We start from the raw sequence: 16,410 nt of genomic DNA, 5'->3' as shown, positions 1-16,410 counted from the left end.
CGGCCGATGCCACAAGCGCCGGTCTCGCGAGCGCAGCCGCCACGAGCGCCGCCACGGGCCAGTGCCACCGCCAGCGCGGCCACCGGCCAGCGCCGCCAACCGGCCAGCGCCGCCACCGCCAGTGCCGCCTGCGCAGCCGCCATCCCCAGCGCAGCCGCCACCAACGCCGAAACGCCCGCCTCCACGGCGATCACCGTCCACGGGCGCGAGACCACCCGCGGCCCCCACCGGCGAGCGCCCCCGCCACGCCGGCCCTGAACCGCACCGGCCAGGCCGCCACACCATCGCGGTTTCAACCGGCCAAAAGAAAACGCCGCACCGGAATGCCCCGGCGCGGCGTTTTCGTTCAGGGAAATCAGTTGTTCGACGAGTAGAGCTCCCGAATCTCACCCGCAGACAGAGCACGGTCGTAAAGATGCACCTGGTCGACCGTTCCGTCCAGGTAGTCGACCGGATTCCCGCCGTACTTGCCCCGGCCGATCACCGTGTTTCCCGTCGGCGCGCCCTGCGGGAGGCATGCGCTCGCCGTTCCGGCCAGTTCGCCGTCGACGTACAGGCGTAGTTCGCCTTTGACGGTGTCCCGCACGCCGACCAGGTGATACCACTTGCCGACCTCGGGCTTGGCCGGTCCGAGCGCCCGGATGCCGGCGAAGCTCATCGCGAACCGCTGGTCGGCCCCGGAGTATTGCAGGAAGAAGTCGCTGTTCGAGGGGCCGTCCTGGGAAACGACAGTCTGGAAGGCGCCGTCGGCCTTGTCGAGTTTGACCCAGGCGGCCGCGGAATAGTCGGACGCTGTGTTCAGGACTGGTTTTCCGGCGTCCAGGAATTGTGACGAGCCGTTGATCGAAACGCCCTGGCCGTTGTGCCCTTCGACGAAAGTGGGGGCGCCGACGGGGGTGAGCGTCCCGTACGAGCCGTCGAGCGGCCAGTAGGCGATTCCCTCCAGTCCGGGGGTGCCCGCGGGGGGCTGCGGAATCGAGGAGCCCGAGCCGTCCGCTTCTCGGATGATCTTCTGGTTGATCGCCTTGACCTTGCGCAGGTCCATCTTGGTGACCTGCCGGTCGTACGTGAAGAAGCCGTTGAGCTCGCCCTCGACGTCGGTGATCTGGGTGTAGATGGCCGCGCTGATGCCGCAGCGTTCGGCCGCGGTGAGCACGTCGGTCTGGTTGGCCACGTACCTGGCGGTCAGCGTGGCCTGGTCGGGCACCATCTCGTAGGCCTGCCCGTCGCCGAACCACATGTGGTTGGACGTCTTGAGGCCGTAGCCGCCGTGTTCGCCGTCGATCGCCACCCGGGTTTCCGACGGGGTCGGGGAGGCCGGGCCGAGGTACTGGTGGAAGTCGATCACGTCGCCGCGGCCGGAGTCGCCCTTGGAGTTGCAGCAGTTCACGCCGCTGTGCGCGTTGACCAGGCGGGACGGGTCCTGGGCCTTGACTTCGTCGGCGATGCGGCCGGTGGCGGCCCGGTCCCATTCGCCCCAGCCCTCGTTGAACGGCACCCAGGCGACGATCGACGTCCAGGACCGGTGCTCGCGGACCATCTCGTGCAGTTCGGCCTCGAACTGGCCACGCCACTCGGCGGGCAGCGGGCCGGTGTTGCCGCTCGGCATGTCCTGCCAGACGAGCAGGCCCAGCTTGTCGGCCCAGTAGTACCAGCGGTCGGGTTCGACCTTGATGTGCTTGCGGACGGCGTTGAAGCCCATCGCCTTGTCCTGCTGCAGGTCCCATTTCAGCGCGGCGTCGGTGGGCGCGGTGTAGAGGCCGTCCGGCCAGAACCCCTGGTCGAGGTTCATCATGTTGAACACGATCTTGCCGTTGACCGTGATCCGCAGCTTGCCGTCGGGGCCCTTCTTCGAGCCGATCGTGCGCAGGCCGAAGTACGACCCGACCGTGTCGACCGTGCGGCCCCCGCTGATCAGGGACACGTCGAGGTCGTACAGGAACGGGTTGTCGGGTGACCAGAGTCTGGGTTTGGCGATCGGCAGCGTCAGCGTCGCGCCTGCGGCGCCCGAGACCGAGGCCACCGTACGGGATCCGTCCCGGGCGACGGCCTTGACGGTGAGCCCGGCCGGCGCGTCCACGGCGAGCCGCAGCGAGGTCAGCGCGGGCGTCATCGTCAGCCCGCCGATCGAGGCCGCGGGCACGGGTTCCATCCAGACCGTACGCCAGATGCCCGAGCTGCCCTGATAGAAGATGCCGCGGTCGCTGGTGCGGCGCTGTTTGCCGATGGGCTGCCCGGTGGCGTCGGTCAGATCCTCGGCCCAGACGATCAGCTCCTGCGGCCCGGTGCCCTGAAGCGCGTCGGTCACGTCGACCTCGAAGCCGTCGTACCCGCCGCGGTGGGCGGCGACCTCGGTGCCGTTGACATAGATCTTCGAGTCGTAGTCGACCGCCCCGAAGTTGACCCTCAGCCGGTTGCCCGATCCGATCTTCCAGCCGGCCGGCACGGTGAAGGTCCTGCGGTACCACATGCGGTCCTCGTGGCGCTGGATGCCGGACAGGGCAGATTCGATCGGGTACGGCACCAGGACGCGTTCGCCGAGGCTCTGGCCGGTGGGCACGGCCTGCCCGGCGGTGGCCTTGGCGAACTCCCAGACGCCGTTGAGGTTCTGCCACTTGGACCGGGTCAGCTGGGGGCGGGGATATTCGGGCAGGGCGTTGCCCGGGCCGACCTTGCTGGTCCACGGGGTGGCCAGGGGCGGGATCCCGGGATGCCATTCGGGGGCGGCGCTGGCGGGGGCGGCCGCGCCCACCACGAGGAGGGCGGCTGCGGACAGGGCGGCAAGCACGCCGCGATGTGTTTTCACGCGCGATGTTCCCTTCGGTGGCAAAGGTTGCGCTCGGGCCCACTCAGGAGCAAACACAACTCAACAATCTTTCTCAGATCCCGTCAAGGGTTGATGGGGATCGATATGTGCCCGACTGCACCCGAAACGCGACCGGCTGTCCGTCAACCCGGGCGTACGGGTGCCGATTTCTCAGGGCATGAGCGTGAGCACGAGTGCGGGCGGGACCGCCGCCGTCCTCGGGGTGGACCCCCAGGACGCGCTGCTGGCCGACCTCGTCTCGTTCATGACCAAGGACACCCCCTCGGTCCAGCACGTGCTCGACCGGGCCGAACCCCACCTGCGTGAGGCGGCCGGCCTGACCGCGGCCACCGTCTTCGAGCTCGACACCGAGACCGGCATGAACGTGATCGCGCGGGTCGGCCCGGCCGGCTCCCGTGACCTGTTCACCGCGGGCAAGGTGCTGCGGCAGGCGGCCGGGGCCAAGCCGACGGTCTCCGGCGAGCAGATGACCGTACGGCTGCGGATCGGCGGGCAGAGCGTCGGCGTGCTGCTGCTCACCGGCAGCCGGCTCGAAGCGCTGCGCCCCGACCTGCTGGCCTCGCTCGCCCTGCACCTGGCGACCACGCTGCAGTCGCTCGCGGCCGAGCGGCAGCGTCAGTTCCTCGCGCACGCGTCGAGCACCATCCGCCAGCTGTTCGAGGCCGGCATGGCCGCTTCCAGCGTCGAGGCCGCCGCCCGAATCCTGGTCTCCTCGGCCGCCGACGGATTCCGGGCCGAGCACGGCGCCGTGTATCTGACCGACGCCGAGGGCACGATCCGCTACGTGCACGGCGTCAACCTGCCCGGCGGCGACGACCAGTTGCACGAGCTGGTCGGGCAGGCGGCCGCGGAGTCACCGGTGTGGCAGGCGACCAAGGGCGGGCAGGCGTCGCTCGTCAGCAACGCCGCCATCACTCCGCTGCACCCCGGCGGCCTGGTCCGGCGGATGAACCTGCAGGCGTACGTGGCCCTGCCGTTGATGTCGGCCCAGGGACCGGTCGGCCTGATCGTGGTCGGGGACTCGGCCGCGGTCCGCGGGTGGACCAGCCAGGACCGCATCCTGGCCGAGCAGGTTTCGGTCGAGGGCGCGCTCATCATCGACAGCGCCGGCATGCGCCAGGCCGCCCAGGCCCACGTGGCCCAGCTCAGCCACCAGGCGTTCCACGACTCGCTGACCGGCCTGCCCAACCGTACGCACCTGATCGAGCAGGCGGGACAGGCCGTACTGGAGGCTCAGGCCACGCGCGGCCGGGTGGCGCTGATGATGCTCGACCTCAACGGGTTCAAGCAGGTCAACGACACCGCGGGGCACCAGGCCGGCGACGTGCTGCTGCAGCAGGTGGCCAAGCGGCTGCTCGGGGCGGTGCGCGACAACGACGTGGTGGCCCGGCTGGGCGGCGACGAGTTCGCGATCCTGCTCACCCACGACCCGGACGACTCCGTGGCGAACGCCGTGGCCGCGCGGATCTGCGAGCGGCTGCGTCAGCCGTTCACGATCGAGGGCCGGGAACTGCGGGTCGGCGGCAGCGTGGGCATCGCGCTCTACCCCGAGGACGCGACCGGCTACGAGGCGCTGATGAAGGGCGCGGACGCGGCCATGTACGAGGCGAAACGGGACACCAAGGACGACGGGGGCGGCTTCCGGCGGTTCTCAGGAGAAGAACCAGGCCACGGTGATGCCGACCAGGGCGCCGCTGACCAGTAGGCCCACGCCGAACCGCCGGGTCTCCGGGCGCCACACCGAGCCCGCGCCGATCAGCAGGTAGAGCGGGATCCAGCCCCAGAACGGCGCGGCCAGCCCGGCCAGCGACGGGAAGAGCGTCATCGGCCCGACCGCGGAGCACGGGCCGATGCAGCCCAGCGCGAGCCCGCCGAGCAGCCCCGCGAGCAGCGGCGGGTCGATGAGCCGGGCCGGGATCGGCGGGGACGCCACGGTCAGGATCGGGTCGTCGCCAGGCTGCTGCGTCAGCGTGATCACGTAGCCGGCCGGGTCGTGCACGACGAGCGTGCGGCCGTAGCCCTCGATGCGGCAGCCGGCCTGCTCCCACAGCTCGCGGATGGTCGCGTACACCTCGTCGGTCAGCTCGCCCAGCCCCGGCAGCCGGCCGCCGCGCAGCACCCGGACCCCTTCGCGGGTCGGCGGCGACACCAGCTGCGCCGGCGGGATCCTGGTCAGGCTCAGCCCCGGGTACGCGTGCAGCGTCGTCTCGATGCGCTGCTCGACGCCCTCGGCAGCTTCCGTACGCCCGGCCTTCACCCGACCCAGCGTCCCGCATCCACCGGGACAAGGTCCGGTTTATCCGGAATCTAACGCGGTCCGCTCACGTCGCGCCGTCCGCCACGTGGGCCACCCGATCGCGCAGGTCGTCGCCGAGCTCGGGGCGGCCGGTCAGGTTGGTCAGGTCCTCGCGCAGGCCGTCGAGCCACACCCGCAGGTCGGCGATGACGTAGAGGTCCTGGCCGAGGTCGTCCGGCCATTCCTGGGGTGCGGCGACCGCCGGCGGCCGGGCCGGGGTCTCGCCGCGCGCCAGCCGTCCGGCCGCACGGTCGTAGCTCGCGGCGACGTCCCCGGCCAGGGCGGTCAGCTGGGTCACGCACGGCAGCAGGCCGCCGGCCGGGCAGGAGCGCACCAGGGCCTCGGCGCCGCGGACCGCGTGATGACCGGCGATCAGCGTGGCCTGCCAGTCGAGCGACGCGGTGGGGTGCCCCTCGCTCTGGTAGAGCGCGAACGAGGCCTCGGCCAGCTGTCCCGCACGCCGGGCCCTGGGCAACGCGTCGCCCGGCGTGCGGCCCATCGCCATGACGTCGACCGTCTCGCGCACGACCGCGGCCGCGGAGGCCAGGAACGTGGCCACCGCGCGCTGCAGCTCGCCCGCGCGGCCGCGCGGCCAGGCGAACAGGCCGATCAGCACGCCGATGGCCGCGCCCACGAGCACGTCGGTCACGCGCTGCTCGGCCAGGCGCCAGTCGACCGGGGTCACCTGCGCGAACACCAGCGTGATGACCAGCGTGAACAGGCCCTGCGACCAGCCCAGGCCGAGCAGCGGGCCGGCCGCGAACCCGGCGATCATCACGACCGGCAGGGCGATCACGTAGACCAGCGGGTCGAGCCCGAGCATCAGGAGCAGGGCGGCCACGATCGACCCGGCGACCGTGCCGGCCAGCGCGGGACGCAGCGTCGAACGGGTTTCGGCGGCCGAGGCGCGCAGCACGGTCAGGATCGTCAGCAGCACCCAGAAGCCGTGCGACAGATCGAGCACCCCGGCGATCAGGCGGGCCGCGCCGAGCGCGGCGGCCAGGCGCAGGGCACCCTGGAAGGCGACCGAGCGGGGCGTCAGATTTTCCCGGAGCCGGTGCCACCAGAGATGAGGCGTTCGCTCGTACGCGTACCAGAACTGCCCCGGCTGCGCGGACGCCGGCGTGGGATCGGGGTGCCCCGGCGGCTCGCCGGCGGCCACGCGCACCGCGACGACCAGCGACTTGGTCCACTCCCCCATCGACAGGGCCAGCGCGCCGAACCGCAGCCGCTCGGGCGGCAGCCCGCCGGGGTCGGTGTTCATGCGGGCCGCGCGGAAGTCGCTGATCGCCGCCGTGACGTGGTCGGTGTCGGGCAGCGGCCCGTCGCCGCGCAGCCAGACGCCGGTGGCCTCGACACAGCCCGCTGTGGCCCGCAGCAGCTTCCGCGCGGCGGGCGCGGTCACCGCCTCGCGATCGTCGGTGAAATAGAGGTCGACGGCCCGGCCGAGCAGCAGCCGGGCCGTGCCCGCGGCGGCCGAGAGCGCCCGGTCGCGGCGCCCGGCCGAGGCGGGTCGTTCGGTCGGCGGCAGGCGCGAGGGCCGCAGCGCGTCGGCCGCCTCGGTCGCCTCGGGCACCAGCGCGGCCAGGCGCGACCGGTCGTCGGCCAGCGCCCGCAGGCACAGGGCCAGCGCCGAGACCGCGCCGGCCAGCCGGTGCCGGTAGGGCGGCGGCGTGGGGTCGGGCCACAGCACCAGCTCGGCCCCGGCCAGCAGCACGACGGCGAGGGTGAGCCCGGCCAGCCGCTCCGGGAGCGAACCCGGATCGTACGGCGGGAAGCACGGAAGGATGTAGAGGAGCTGCATGCCGGCCGCCAGCCCGACGAGACGCGGCCCGCCGACGCCGACGAAGCTCACCGCGAAGCCGAGCACGAACACGCCCGCGGCCGCCGCGACGTCGTTGAACGACAGCATCGTGCCCAGCGTGACCAGCGCCCACCCGACCGGCAGGACGGCGATCAGCGTGCGCGCGCGCTGCCGGGGCGAGCCCGGTATCTGCGAGAGCGCACCCAGGGCGACCACCCCGAACAACGCGTACGGCGCCATGGACGCGCTGCCGAGCACGTACCGGCAGAGGTAGAACCCCAGGCAGGCGACCAGCGTGACCCGGACGGCCCGCCGCACGACGACAAGTTGCGGGTCACGCCCCAGCACCCACCCCCACATGCAGGGCAGTCTCGCACGGGCCTCAGACAAAAGCGCTTTCGCCGGTGACGGCCCGCCCGACGATCAGCGTGTTGATCTCGCGGGTGCCCTCGTACGAGTAGAGCGCCTCGGCGTCGGCGACGAAACGGCCGATGTTGTAGTCGAGGACGATGCCGTTGCCGGCCAGCAGCTCGCGGGCCCAGCCGGCCACCTCGCGCATCCGGGTCGTGCAGTACGCCTTGGCCAGCGCCGAGTGCTCGTCGCGGTACTTTCCCTCGTCCTGCAGCTGGGCCAGGCGCACGCACATGCCCAGCGAGCCGGTGACGTTGCCCAGCATGCGCACGAGCAGGTCCTGCACGAGCTGGAACTTGGCGATCGGCCGCCCGAACTGCTCGCGCTCCTTGGCATAGTTCAGGGCAATCTCGTACGCGGCCAGCATCACCCCCACGGCCTCCCAGGCGACCCCGCTGCGCGTCTGCCGCAGCACCTTCGCGGTGTCCTTGAACGAGTTCGCGTTCTGCAGCCGGTCCGCCTCGGGCACCCGTACGCCGGTCAGCTTGATGTCGGCGTTCTGCACCGTACGCAGGGCGATCTTGTTCTCGATCTTGGTGGCCTCGTAGCCGGGGGCGTCACCGCGTACGACAAAGCCTTTGACCTGGTCGTCCTCGATGTCACGGGCCCAGACCACGATCAGGTCGGCGAAGGTCGCGTTGCCGATCCAGCGCTTCTGCCCGTCGAGCACCCACTCGTCGCCCTCGCGCCGGGCCGTCGTGCGCAGCCCGGCCGCCACGTCCGAGCCACCCGTCGGCTCGGTCAGCGCGAACGCCCCGACCTGGTCGAACGACGCCATCGCGGGCAGCCAGCGCTCCCGCTGCCCGGCCGAGCCGCACATCGTGATGCTGCCCATGGCCAGACCCGCGTGCACGCCGTAGAACGTGGCCATCGACGCGTCGGCCCGGGCCATCTCGAGGGCCAGCCAGCCGTTGAGCAGCGACGAGCCTTCCCGCCCGGCGATGCCGAGCCCGGCGTACCGCTTGATCAGATGTTGCGGGAACTCGGCCCGCTGCCACTGATCGTTCGCGATTGGCACGACTTCGTCGTCGAGGAACGCGCGCACCCGCTCCACGACGGCGGCCTCGTCGGCCGGCAACAGGTCCTGAAAGGCGTAAAGGTCTCCGGCGAGCATGTTCGGTACCTACCCGCGCGGGGCCCGTCCTAGACTTCGGTCCCATGCTCACCATGCAGGACGCGCTGGCCCGGTTGACCGCGTACTGGACGGCTCAGGGGTGCCTGACCGTCCAGCCCATGAACACCGAGGTCGGCGCGGGCACGCTCAACCCGGCCACCTTCCTGCGGGTGCTGGGCCCGGAGCCGTGGCGCGTGGTCTACGTCGAACCGTCGGTGCGGCCCGACGACTCGCGCTACGGCGAAAATCCGAACCGGCTGCAGACCCACACCCAGATGCAGGTGATCCTCAAGCCCGATCCGGGCAACCCGCAGGAGCTCTACCTGGGCAGCCTGGCCGCTCTGGGCATCGACGTGGCCCGGCACGACGTCCGGTTCGTCGAGGACAACTGGGCCTCGCCGGCGCTCGGCGCGTGGGGCCTGGGCTGGGAGGTCTGGCTGGACGGCCTCGAGATCACCCAGTTCACGTACTTCCAGCAGGCGGGCGGGCTCAACCTGGAGCCGGTGTCGGTCGAGATCACCTACGGCATCGAGCGCATCCTCATGGCCCTGCAGGAAAAGACCCACTTCAAGCAGATCGAGTACGCCCCGGGCATCTCGTACGGGGAGGTGTTCGGCCAGAGCGAGTACGAGATGTCGCGGTACTACCTGGACGACGCCGACGTGGCCGCCAACCGTCAGCTGCTCGAGATCTACGCGGCCGAGGCGCAGCGGCTGATCGACGCCGGACTGCCGGTCCCCGCGCACACGTACGTGCTCAAGTGCTCGCAGGCGTTCAACGTGCTCGACTCGCGCGGCGCCGTCTCGACCGCCGACCGGGCCTCCGAGTTCGGTCGCATGCGCCGCCTGGCCGGCGAGGTCGCCAAGCTGTGGGTGGCCCGCCGCGACGAGATGGGTCACCCGCTCGGCCTCGTGCCGCCGCTGCCCGCCGCCTCCGCGTTGGCCGCGCCCGCCGCCCGCGCGGACGCCCGTGCGCTGATCTTCGAGATCGGCACCGAGGAACTGCCGCCGTCCGAGGCCCGCGCCGCCCGCGACCAGGTGCGGCGGGTGCTGACCGAGGGCCTGGCCGGCACCCGCCTCGAGCACGACGAGGTGCGGGTGTTCGCGACCCCCCGGCGGCTGATCGCGCTGGTGCCCTCGGTCGCGGCCCGCGAGGCCGATCACGTACGCCAGGTGAAGGGCCCCAAGGTCGGCGCGCCGGACCAGGCCGTGGCCGGTTTCGCCCGCGGCCAGGGCGTCTCGGTGGACGACCTGACGACCGCGACCTTCGGCGGCGCCGAGCATCACGCGGTCGAGAAGCACGAGGTCGGCGGCAACGCGGCCGAGGTGCTGGCGCCGGTGCTGGCCAAGGTCGTGACCGGTCTGCGCGCGGCCAAAAACATGCGCTGGAACGACCCGCAGCTCTCATTCAGCCGCCCGATCCGCTGGCTGACCGCCCTGTGGGGCGACGACGTCGTGCCGGTCGCGGTGGGCACGCTCTCGGCCGACCGCAAGACCCGGCTCCTGCGTACGGCGGCCGAGCCGATCATGGCGGTCGCGTCGGCCGAGACGTTCATGGAGACGCTCGCGCTGGCCGGCATCGTGGCCGACCAGGAGGACCGCCACGACCTGATCGTCACCGGCGCGCAGGACGAGGTGTATCCCGAGGGCCGCGTCGACGTCGCCGGGGAAGCCGCGCTGATCGAGCAGATCAGCTATCTGGTCGAGTCGCCGACGCCGCTGCTGGGCACGTTCGACGAGAGTTACCTGTCGCTGCCCGACGCCGTGCTGACCACGGTCATGCGCAAACACCAGCGCTACCTGCCCGTACGGTCGGCCGACGGCTCGCTGCTCCCCATGTTCGTCACGGTCGCCAACGGCCCGGTCGACATCGAACTGGTCCGGGCCGGCAACGAGGCCGTGCTGCGGGCCCGCTACGAGGACGCCGCGTTCTTCTACCGCGCCGACCGAGCCATGCCGGTGACCGAGATGCGCGACCGCCTGTCCCGCCTCACCTTCACCGACAAGCTGGGCTCGATGGCCGACCGGGCCGGCCGCATCGCCACCCTGGCCGGTTCGCTGGCCGAATCGCTCGGGCTGTCCTCGGCCACGCTGGGCCGCGCGGGCCGCCTGGTCAAGTTCGACCTCGGCTCCCAGCTGGTCACCGAGATGACCAGCCTGGCCGGCGTGATGGCCCGCGACTACGCCCTGCACGCGGGCGAGCCGCGCGACGTCGCCCAGGCCGTCTACGAGGCCGAACTCCCCCGCAACACCGGCGACGCCCTGCCCGCCTCGATCCCCGGGGCCCTGCTCTCCCTGGCCGACCGCCTCGACCTGGTGGCCGGCCTGGCCGCAACGGTCGGGCTGCCCACGGGAAGCAGCGACCCCTTCGCCGTACGCCGGGCCGTGCTCGGTCTGCTCGCGGTGCACCGCGCCCACCCGGCCCTGTCCGGCCTCTCGCTCCTCGACGGCCTGCGCGCCGCGGCCGCCCAGCAGCCGGTCGAGGTCTCGGCCTCCGTGGTCGAGGCGGCCGGCGACTTCCTGGCCCGCCGTCTCGAGCAGGTGCTCACCGAGGAGGGCAAGCCGGTCGACCGGGTCCGCGCGGCGATCGGCCACTACGCCCGCCCGTCGGTCGTCGACACCATGCTGTCCCAGCTGGACACCCTGACCGGCAACCCCAGCTTCGTGGCGGCGGCCGCCGCCCTCCAGCGGGCCCGCCGCATCCTCCCGGCCGGCACCGCCGCCGGCTACGACCCGGCCGTCCTCGCCGAGCCGGCCGAGCTGGCCCTGCACGAGGCCGTGGCCGGCGTGAAGGCCGACTACGGCACCGACCTGGTGGCCTTCACGGCCGCGGTGGAACCGCTGGTCGAGCCCCTGTCCCGCTTCTTCGACGAGGTCTTCGTGATGGCCGAGGACCCGGCCCTGCGGGCGGCCCGCCTGGGCTTGCTGGCTTCCGTCCGCGATCTGGGCGAGGGCCTGCTGGACTGGCCGGAGCTGCGCCTGTAGCCGCGCCGCCTGATGATCCACTCGGCGACGGCCACGTTGATCGCCCAGCCGAGCAGCATGCCGGCCGCGCGAACCCGGACGCCGGGCATGCCGCCGTTGACCGCTGTGAGCGGGCCCAGGGTGAACGCCTGCGTGCCCGCTCCCAGCGCCAGCGCGTACGCGCGGATCATCCACGCCCGGTGGCGGCGAATGTTCCCGCGGCGGATCGCCACGACCGCGATCACCAGCCCGTACGCCATCAGGCCGGAGACGACGAGGCGGGCGGCGTTGACCACGGCTCCGTCGTTGGCGGGCAGGTCGGAGAACAGGGTCATCCACGCGCCGCTGACGGCGACGGCCAGGCCGGCCACCACCAGCAGCCGGCCGGCTCGGCGGTGCCAGGCGGGGTGCGTACGGCGGAACGAAGTGTCGAATTGGAAGGCGCCGACGAGGCTGTAGATCAGCGCGCCGGCGATGTGGGCCACGACCGGGGCGGGCAGGTCGGCGAAGCGCGCGGGGGCGTCACCGGCGGCCAGGGAGCCCAGGCGGGCCACTCCGGCCACGGAGGGTACGAGCGCCAGGGCGATCAGCCCGGCCGGCACAAGCTTGGACATGCATGCAGCGTCGCCGGAACGGAGGGCGAACTCATCGGCGTACGGGCTCCGCCTGAACCGGACCTCGGAACGAGAACGGCTTGTCCTTTAGTACTACGGTCGCGGGAATGTGGCTGACCCGGATGTGGAGCAAACACCACGAAGCGGCGAAATTCCTGCTTGTCGGGGGTGTCTGCTTCCTGGTGACGACGAGCATCAACTACGCGCTGAAGCTGACCGTCCTGCACGAGAAGCCGGTCACCGCGCTGGCCATCGCCACCACGCTCGCCACCGTGTTGTCGTACGTGCTGAACCGGGAGTGGTCGTTCCGGCATCGCGGGGGACGTGAGCGCCACCACGAGGCTCTGATGTTCTTCACGGTCAGCGCCGTCGCCATCGTGCTCAACCTGATTCCGCTGGGCGTCTCGCGTTACGTGCTCGACCTGCGGGTGCCCGACGTGACCCGGCCCGTGCAGGAGGTCGCCGACTTCGTGAGCGGCATCGTTCTGGGCACGCTGATCGCCATGGTGTTCCGGCTGTGGGCGTTGAAGCGGTTCGTCTTCCCGGAGCCGCAGCCCCGCCGGGCGAGCCGGCCCGGACCGCGCAGCAAGGCCCGGATGCTCGGCCACCGGCGGGCGGCCGGCGCGCCGGAGCCGGGTCGGACAGACGCTTCCTGATCCGTTTCCGCGCCCGCCACGTCAAGGTCGCCGGGGCGTCGATCCAGTCCCTTCGACTGCACACGGGACCCCCGGCGAGGTACGCCGGCGGCGAGTCCCGTGGAGGATTCGTGGCTGACCGACGTCAGGTGCTGCGCATGGGCGCCGTCGCCGCAGCGGCTCCCGCTCTGGCCGGGGCGGTTGCCTCGCCGGCTCCCGCTCTGGCCGGGGCGGTTGCCTCGCCCGCTTTCACGCACAGCGGGGGCCGCAAGGAAACCGAGGTGTTCGGCCACCGCGGCGCCTCCGGCTACCGGCCGGAGCACACCCTCGCGTCGTACGAGCTCGCGGCCCGGATGGGTGCCGACTACATGGAGCCCGACCTGGTCACGACCAAGGACCACGTGCTGGTGTGCCGGCACGAGCCCGAGATCGGCGGCACCACCGACGTGGCGAGCCGCCCGGAGTTCGCCGGGCGCCGCAAGACGGTCTCGCTCGACGGGGTCAGCGTCACTGGCTGGTTCACCGAGGACTTCACGCTGGCCGAGCTGAAGACCCTGCGCGCGGTTGAGCGGCTGCCCGCCGTACGCCAGGAGAACACCCTCTACGACGGCCTGTTCCAGGTGCCGACCTTCCAGGAGGTGCTGGAGCTGCGGGCCCGGCTGTCGAAGGAGCTGGGCCGCGACATCGGTGTCATCCCGGAGACCAAGCACCCCACGTACTTCCGCCGGCTGGGCCTGGAGCTGGAGACCCCGCTCGTGCAGACGCTGCGCCGCAACCGTCTGGACCGGCGCGGCGCCCGGGTGTGGATCCAGTCGTTCGAGGCGGCCAACCTCAAGGTGCTGCACCAGCAGTACCGGGTGCAGGTCAACCTGGTGTTCCTGACGAGCGCCGCGGGCAGCCCGTTCAACGACACCAGGACGTACGCCCAGTATCTGACCCCCGCCGGGCTCAAGGAGCTTTCGTCGTACGTCGACGGAATCGGCCCCGACAAGAACCAGATCATCCCCCGCAACGCCGACGGAACCCTGGGCACGCCGACCCCGCTGGTCCGCGACGCCCACGCGGCCGGACTCAAGGTCATCCCCTACACGTTCCGCGCCGAAAACCAGTTCCTGCCGGCCGACCTGCGGGTAGGCACCGACCCGAACGCGTACGGCAAGGCCATCGACGAGCAGATCACCTTCCTCCGTACGGGCATCGACGGCCTGTTCACCGACCAGCCCGACATCGGCGTCCTGGCGCGCACGTTCGTCTAGCTGAATGGTGCCCGCACCACGGTCCCCAGTAGGGTTCCCTGCATGCCGACCGTGGTGCGGCTCCCCGGCTCACACGGCGCCGTCGCGGCGTTCGTCACCACCCCCGACGCCGTGCCCGCCGCCGTGGCCGCACTGGCCTTACCCGCCCCCACCCCCGTGCTGGTCATGGTCGGCGGCGCAGGCGGCCTCACCGGCGAAAATCTAGCCCCCGTCTTCACCGACCTGATCGCCCCCGCCATCCGAACCCACCAGGCGGCGGCAGTCGACGGAGGCACCAACGCCGGCGTAATGCGCCTGCTGGGCGAATCCCGAGCCGCCGGCTTCCCGTTCCCCCTGATCGGCGTGGCGGCAACCGGAACAATCACCTATCCCGGCCACCACCCGCCCAACCCCGACGCGGCCCCCCTGGACCACCACCACTCACACTTCGTACTGACCCCAGGCGACACGTGGGGCGACGAGGTCCCCTACTTGGCCGCCGTGGCCGCGGCCCTCTCCGCCAACCGCCCCAGCCTGACCGTCTTGGCAAACGGCGGCGAAATAGCCATAACCGACGCCGAACACAGCCTGGCCCAGCACCGCCCCGTGCTGGTGCTGGCAGGCACAGGCCGAGCCGCCGACAACATCGCCGCCGCAGCCACAAACCCCACCACCTGCCGCAACAAACGCCTGGCTGCCATTGCGGCCTCCCCTCTCGTCCGCGTAGTCGACGTCCACAACCACACCCTGGTTGCGGCCGTCCTCGACGAACTCCTTTCCACGCCCCGTCGTTAGCCCTCGGCCCGGGCCAGGCCTGCTCGGGCCGGGCTGGGTCGGTTCGGTCGGGCCAGGCCTGCTTGGCCGGGCTTCGGTCTGCTCGGATCGGTGCGGGGCTGCTCGGTCGGGCTTGGCTCTGCTCGGGACGGGCTTGGGCCTGCTCGGGACGGGCTTGGGTCTGCTCGGATGGGTCGGGCGGGATCTGTTTGGACCGGGCTGGAGTGCTCCTCGGATCGGGCTTGGACCCTATTCGGCTCGGCATGCTTGGCCTGGTCGGGGCTTGGCCGTGACCTAGACCTGGCGCTGCTGGACCTGGCGGCCGCTGATTCCGGGGATCTCGCTCCGCCAGTTCCTCGGCGGCGGCGAGCATGCTCGCGTCGCTCAACCTGTTCCGCAGTCGGCCCGCCCCGCCGGGGGCGACGCTGTTGAACCCGGGCCTCCCACTGGCCCTCGGCGGCCGACTTGAGCCCGTGCGTCCGGTTGAGCCTCGGCATCCCGCCGGGCTTGGGCGCGCCCCGAGCGTGACCAGCCTGAACCTGGTTAGGTCTGAGCTGAGGCGTAGGCCGGAGGTCTGACAGCCGCACCCGCCACCACCTCGGCGCCGCACCAGTTCTCGTCTCTGTTCGCGGCCGCCTTCCAGCTCAGGGCATGACCTTGGTCGTCCTCCGGAGGAGCAGCTAATCCTCACCGACCACCACGCATGGCGATCCCGCTCGAGGGAGTCAAGCGGTCCCCCATCCCGCAAGGAGCTGAGCACACCTAGGGGTTGCCTCGAACACGCCACCCCGCCAGGCCGGCTTCTTTGCCAACCTCCAGCGCAAGTGAAAGTCAAAAATGCCAAACCCCAATCCAAGGCCCGTTCAAGCCGTGCCGCATCTGCTTTAGCAGCGCAACTGCCACATCCCCCAACGCAGCCATGTCGCCCCCCGACAGAAACTGCCGCTCCAATCCCCCCACCACAAACCAGCCCGCCGCCACCCAACATCGCCAAGAGATCTTTTCTAACCTCGACCACAGCACGATGAGTTTCCCGCACCCGACGCCTGAATACGGCATCGACTGTAACCGAAACCATTCCCGAACAGGAACCAAAGAAATGCAATAAACCCCCATCCAAGCTCCGTTCTCTAACCGCAGAACCCGAACCCCGACGCAGGCCGACGACCCGACCCGGCTCAGACGGTCCACCGGCAGCCCGCGAACCGACAACTCGAGCCCGGACTGGCGGGGCAGACCCTGAAACCGACCGCGACGGCGGAACCGGCGCCATCAGCTCCTCCTCCGGCGCAGGCGAGACCGGCTGGCTGGGCCGCTCAGCTTCGGGCAACTGGACAGACGACGCCAGACCAAGTTCACGCAGCCGCCGCATCTTCTCCGCATGACGCCGCTTCAGCCCCCACGAACGATGCCGCTCATGCTCACGCCGAAACGCTTCCCGCTCCGCCGAGTATCTGCGCCCCAGAGTCCGATCGCGCATAGCAGCAGTCTCGGCCCGGCTGAACAACGACATCTGACCCATGCCTAATTCTTTCGCACCCCAGCTACACCATGTCAGTATTGGATCATGCCAATCGCCCATTGAACTCAGCAAATAATCCGGCTTTTCATAAACGGCTTGAATCGTTTAAATGGATGCGACCCCTCCACCCCAGCAATGCACATTCAGGAAAGGAGAAGAAGGTCGGCTTGGGCATTAGCAGACGGCGATAAAAACGGCGCAGGGCGGCGGGGCGC

General features: G+C 71.1%; 9 protein-coding genes and 1 pseudogene. 5 read left to right on the top strand and 5 right to left on the bottom strand.

All coding sequences use genetic code 11. The features are described from left to right. Window positions 1-355 precede the first annotated feature (355 nt). A complete protein-coding gene (locus tag ACZ3I4_RS23180; protein WP_465384074.1) occupies window positions 356-2,806 on the bottom strand; it encodes a LamG-like jellyroll fold domain-containing protein in 2,451 nt (816 codons plus the stop codon). Window positions 2,807-2,984: 178 nt separating this feature from the next. Here ACZ3I4_RS23180 and ACZ3I4_RS23175 point away from each other — a divergent pair, with 178 nt between their 5' ends. Then, window positions 2,985-4,532 (top strand): diguanylate cyclase domain-containing protein, encoded by a 1,548-nt coding sequence (locus ACZ3I4_RS23175; protein WP_465384073.1) that lies wholly within the window; start codon window positions 2,985-2,987, stop codon window positions 4,530-4,532. On the opposite strand, the gene ACZ3I4_RS23170 is transcribed toward ACZ3I4_RS23175, so the two are convergent. The 3 genes from ACZ3I4_RS23170 to ACZ3I4_RS23160 all read right to left on the bottom strand — a co-directional run bounded on the left by ACZ3I4_RS23170 (window position 4,479) and on the right by ACZ3I4_RS23160 (window position 8,452). Continuing rightward, a complete protein-coding gene (locus ACZ3I4_RS23170) occupies window positions 4,479-5,084 on the bottom strand; it encodes a hypothetical protein (RefSeq protein WP_465384072.1) in 606 nt (201 codons plus the stop codon). The genes ACZ3I4_RS23175 and ACZ3I4_RS23170 overlap by 54 nt on opposite strands. Window positions 5,085-5,148: 64 nt before the next feature. Next, window positions 5,149-7,287: an FUSC family protein gene (locus tag ACZ3I4_RS23165; RefSeq protein WP_465384071.1), complete on the bottom strand. Its 2,139-nt coding sequence runs from the start codon at window positions 7,285-7,287 to the stop codon at window positions 5,149-5,151. 22 nt (window positions 7,288-7,309) lie between these two features. Then, window positions 7,310-8,452, bottom strand: a complete 1,143-nt coding sequence (locus ACZ3I4_RS23160) for an acyl-CoA dehydrogenase family protein (RefSeq protein ID WP_465384070.1) — start codon at window positions 8,450-8,452, stop codon at window positions 7,310-7,312. Window positions 8,453-8,496: 44 nt separating this feature from the next. On the opposite strand from ACZ3I4_RS23160, the gene ACZ3I4_RS23155 reads away from it, so the two are divergent. After that, window positions 8,497-11,436 carry a glycine--tRNA ligase gene (locus ACZ3I4_RS23155; RefSeq protein WP_465384069.1) on the top strand — a complete coding sequence of 980 codons (2,940 nt, stop codon included), beginning with the start codon at window positions 8,497-8,499 and terminating at the stop codon, window positions 11,434-11,436. A 23-nt stretch (window positions 11,437-11,459) separates the two neighbouring features. Here the strand turns inward: ACZ3I4_RS23155 and ACZ3I4_RS23150 are convergent. Continuing rightward, window positions 11,460-12,029, bottom strand: a pseudogene (locus ACZ3I4_RS23150) (DUF2306 domain-containing protein); the annotation flags it as partial. A gap of 107 nt (window positions 12,030-12,136) precedes the next feature. Between ACZ3I4_RS23150 and ACZ3I4_RS23145 the strand changes: the two are divergent. The 3 genes from ACZ3I4_RS23145 to ACZ3I4_RS23135 all read left to right on the top strand — a co-directional run bounded on the left by ACZ3I4_RS23145 (window position 12,137) and on the right by ACZ3I4_RS23135 (window position 14,694). Continuing rightward, on the top strand, window positions 12,137-12,685 hold the full coding sequence (locus ACZ3I4_RS23145) for a GtrA family protein (protein ID WP_465384068.1): 549 nt from the start codon (window positions 12,137-12,139) through the stop codon (window positions 12,683-12,685). A gap of 110 nt (window positions 12,686-12,795) precedes the next feature. Continuing rightward, on the top strand, window positions 12,796-13,920 hold the full coding sequence (locus ACZ3I4_RS23140) for a glycerophosphodiester phosphodiesterase (protein ID WP_465384067.1): 1,125 nt from the start codon (window positions 12,796-12,798) through the stop codon (window positions 13,918-13,920). 42 nt (window positions 13,921-13,962) lie between these two features. Further along, window positions 13,963-14,694 (top strand): hypothetical protein, encoded by a 732-nt coding sequence (locus tag ACZ3I4_RS23135; RefSeq protein WP_465384066.1) that lies wholly within the window; start codon window positions 13,963-13,965, stop codon window positions 14,692-14,694. Window positions 14,695-16,410 lie beyond the last annotated feature (1,716 nt).

Source organism: Actinoplanes sp. NPDC021490 (assembly GCF_055562135.1).
This window is presented reverse-complemented; position numbering and strand designations above follow the sequence as displayed.

Bases quoted from the DNA above. Each gene is read 5' to 3' on its own strand.
- ACZ3I4_RS23165 (WP_465384071.1), bottom strand. From the start codon at position 7,287: ATGTGGGGGTGGGTGCTGGGGCGTGACCCGCAACTTGTCGTCGTGCGG.
- ACZ3I4_RS23135 (WP_465384066.1), top strand. From the start codon at position 13,963: ATGCCGACCGTGGTGCGGCTCCCCGGCTCACACGGCGCCGTCGCGGCG.
- ACZ3I4_RS23145 (WP_465384068.1), top strand. From the start codon at position 12,137: ATGTGGCTGACCCGGATGTGGAGCAAACACCACGAAGCGGCGAAATTC.
- ACZ3I4_RS23175 (WP_465384073.1), top strand. From the start codon at position 2,985: ATGAGCGTGAGCACGAGTGCGGGCGGGACCGCCGCCGTCCTCGGGGTG.
- ACZ3I4_RS23160 (WP_465384070.1), bottom strand. From the start codon at position 8,452: ATGCTCGCCGGAGACCTTTACGCCTTTCAGGACCTGTTGCCGGCCGAC.
- ACZ3I4_RS23155 (WP_465384069.1), top strand. From the start codon at position 8,497: ATGCTCACCATGCAGGACGCGCTGGCCCGGTTGACCGCGTACTGGACG.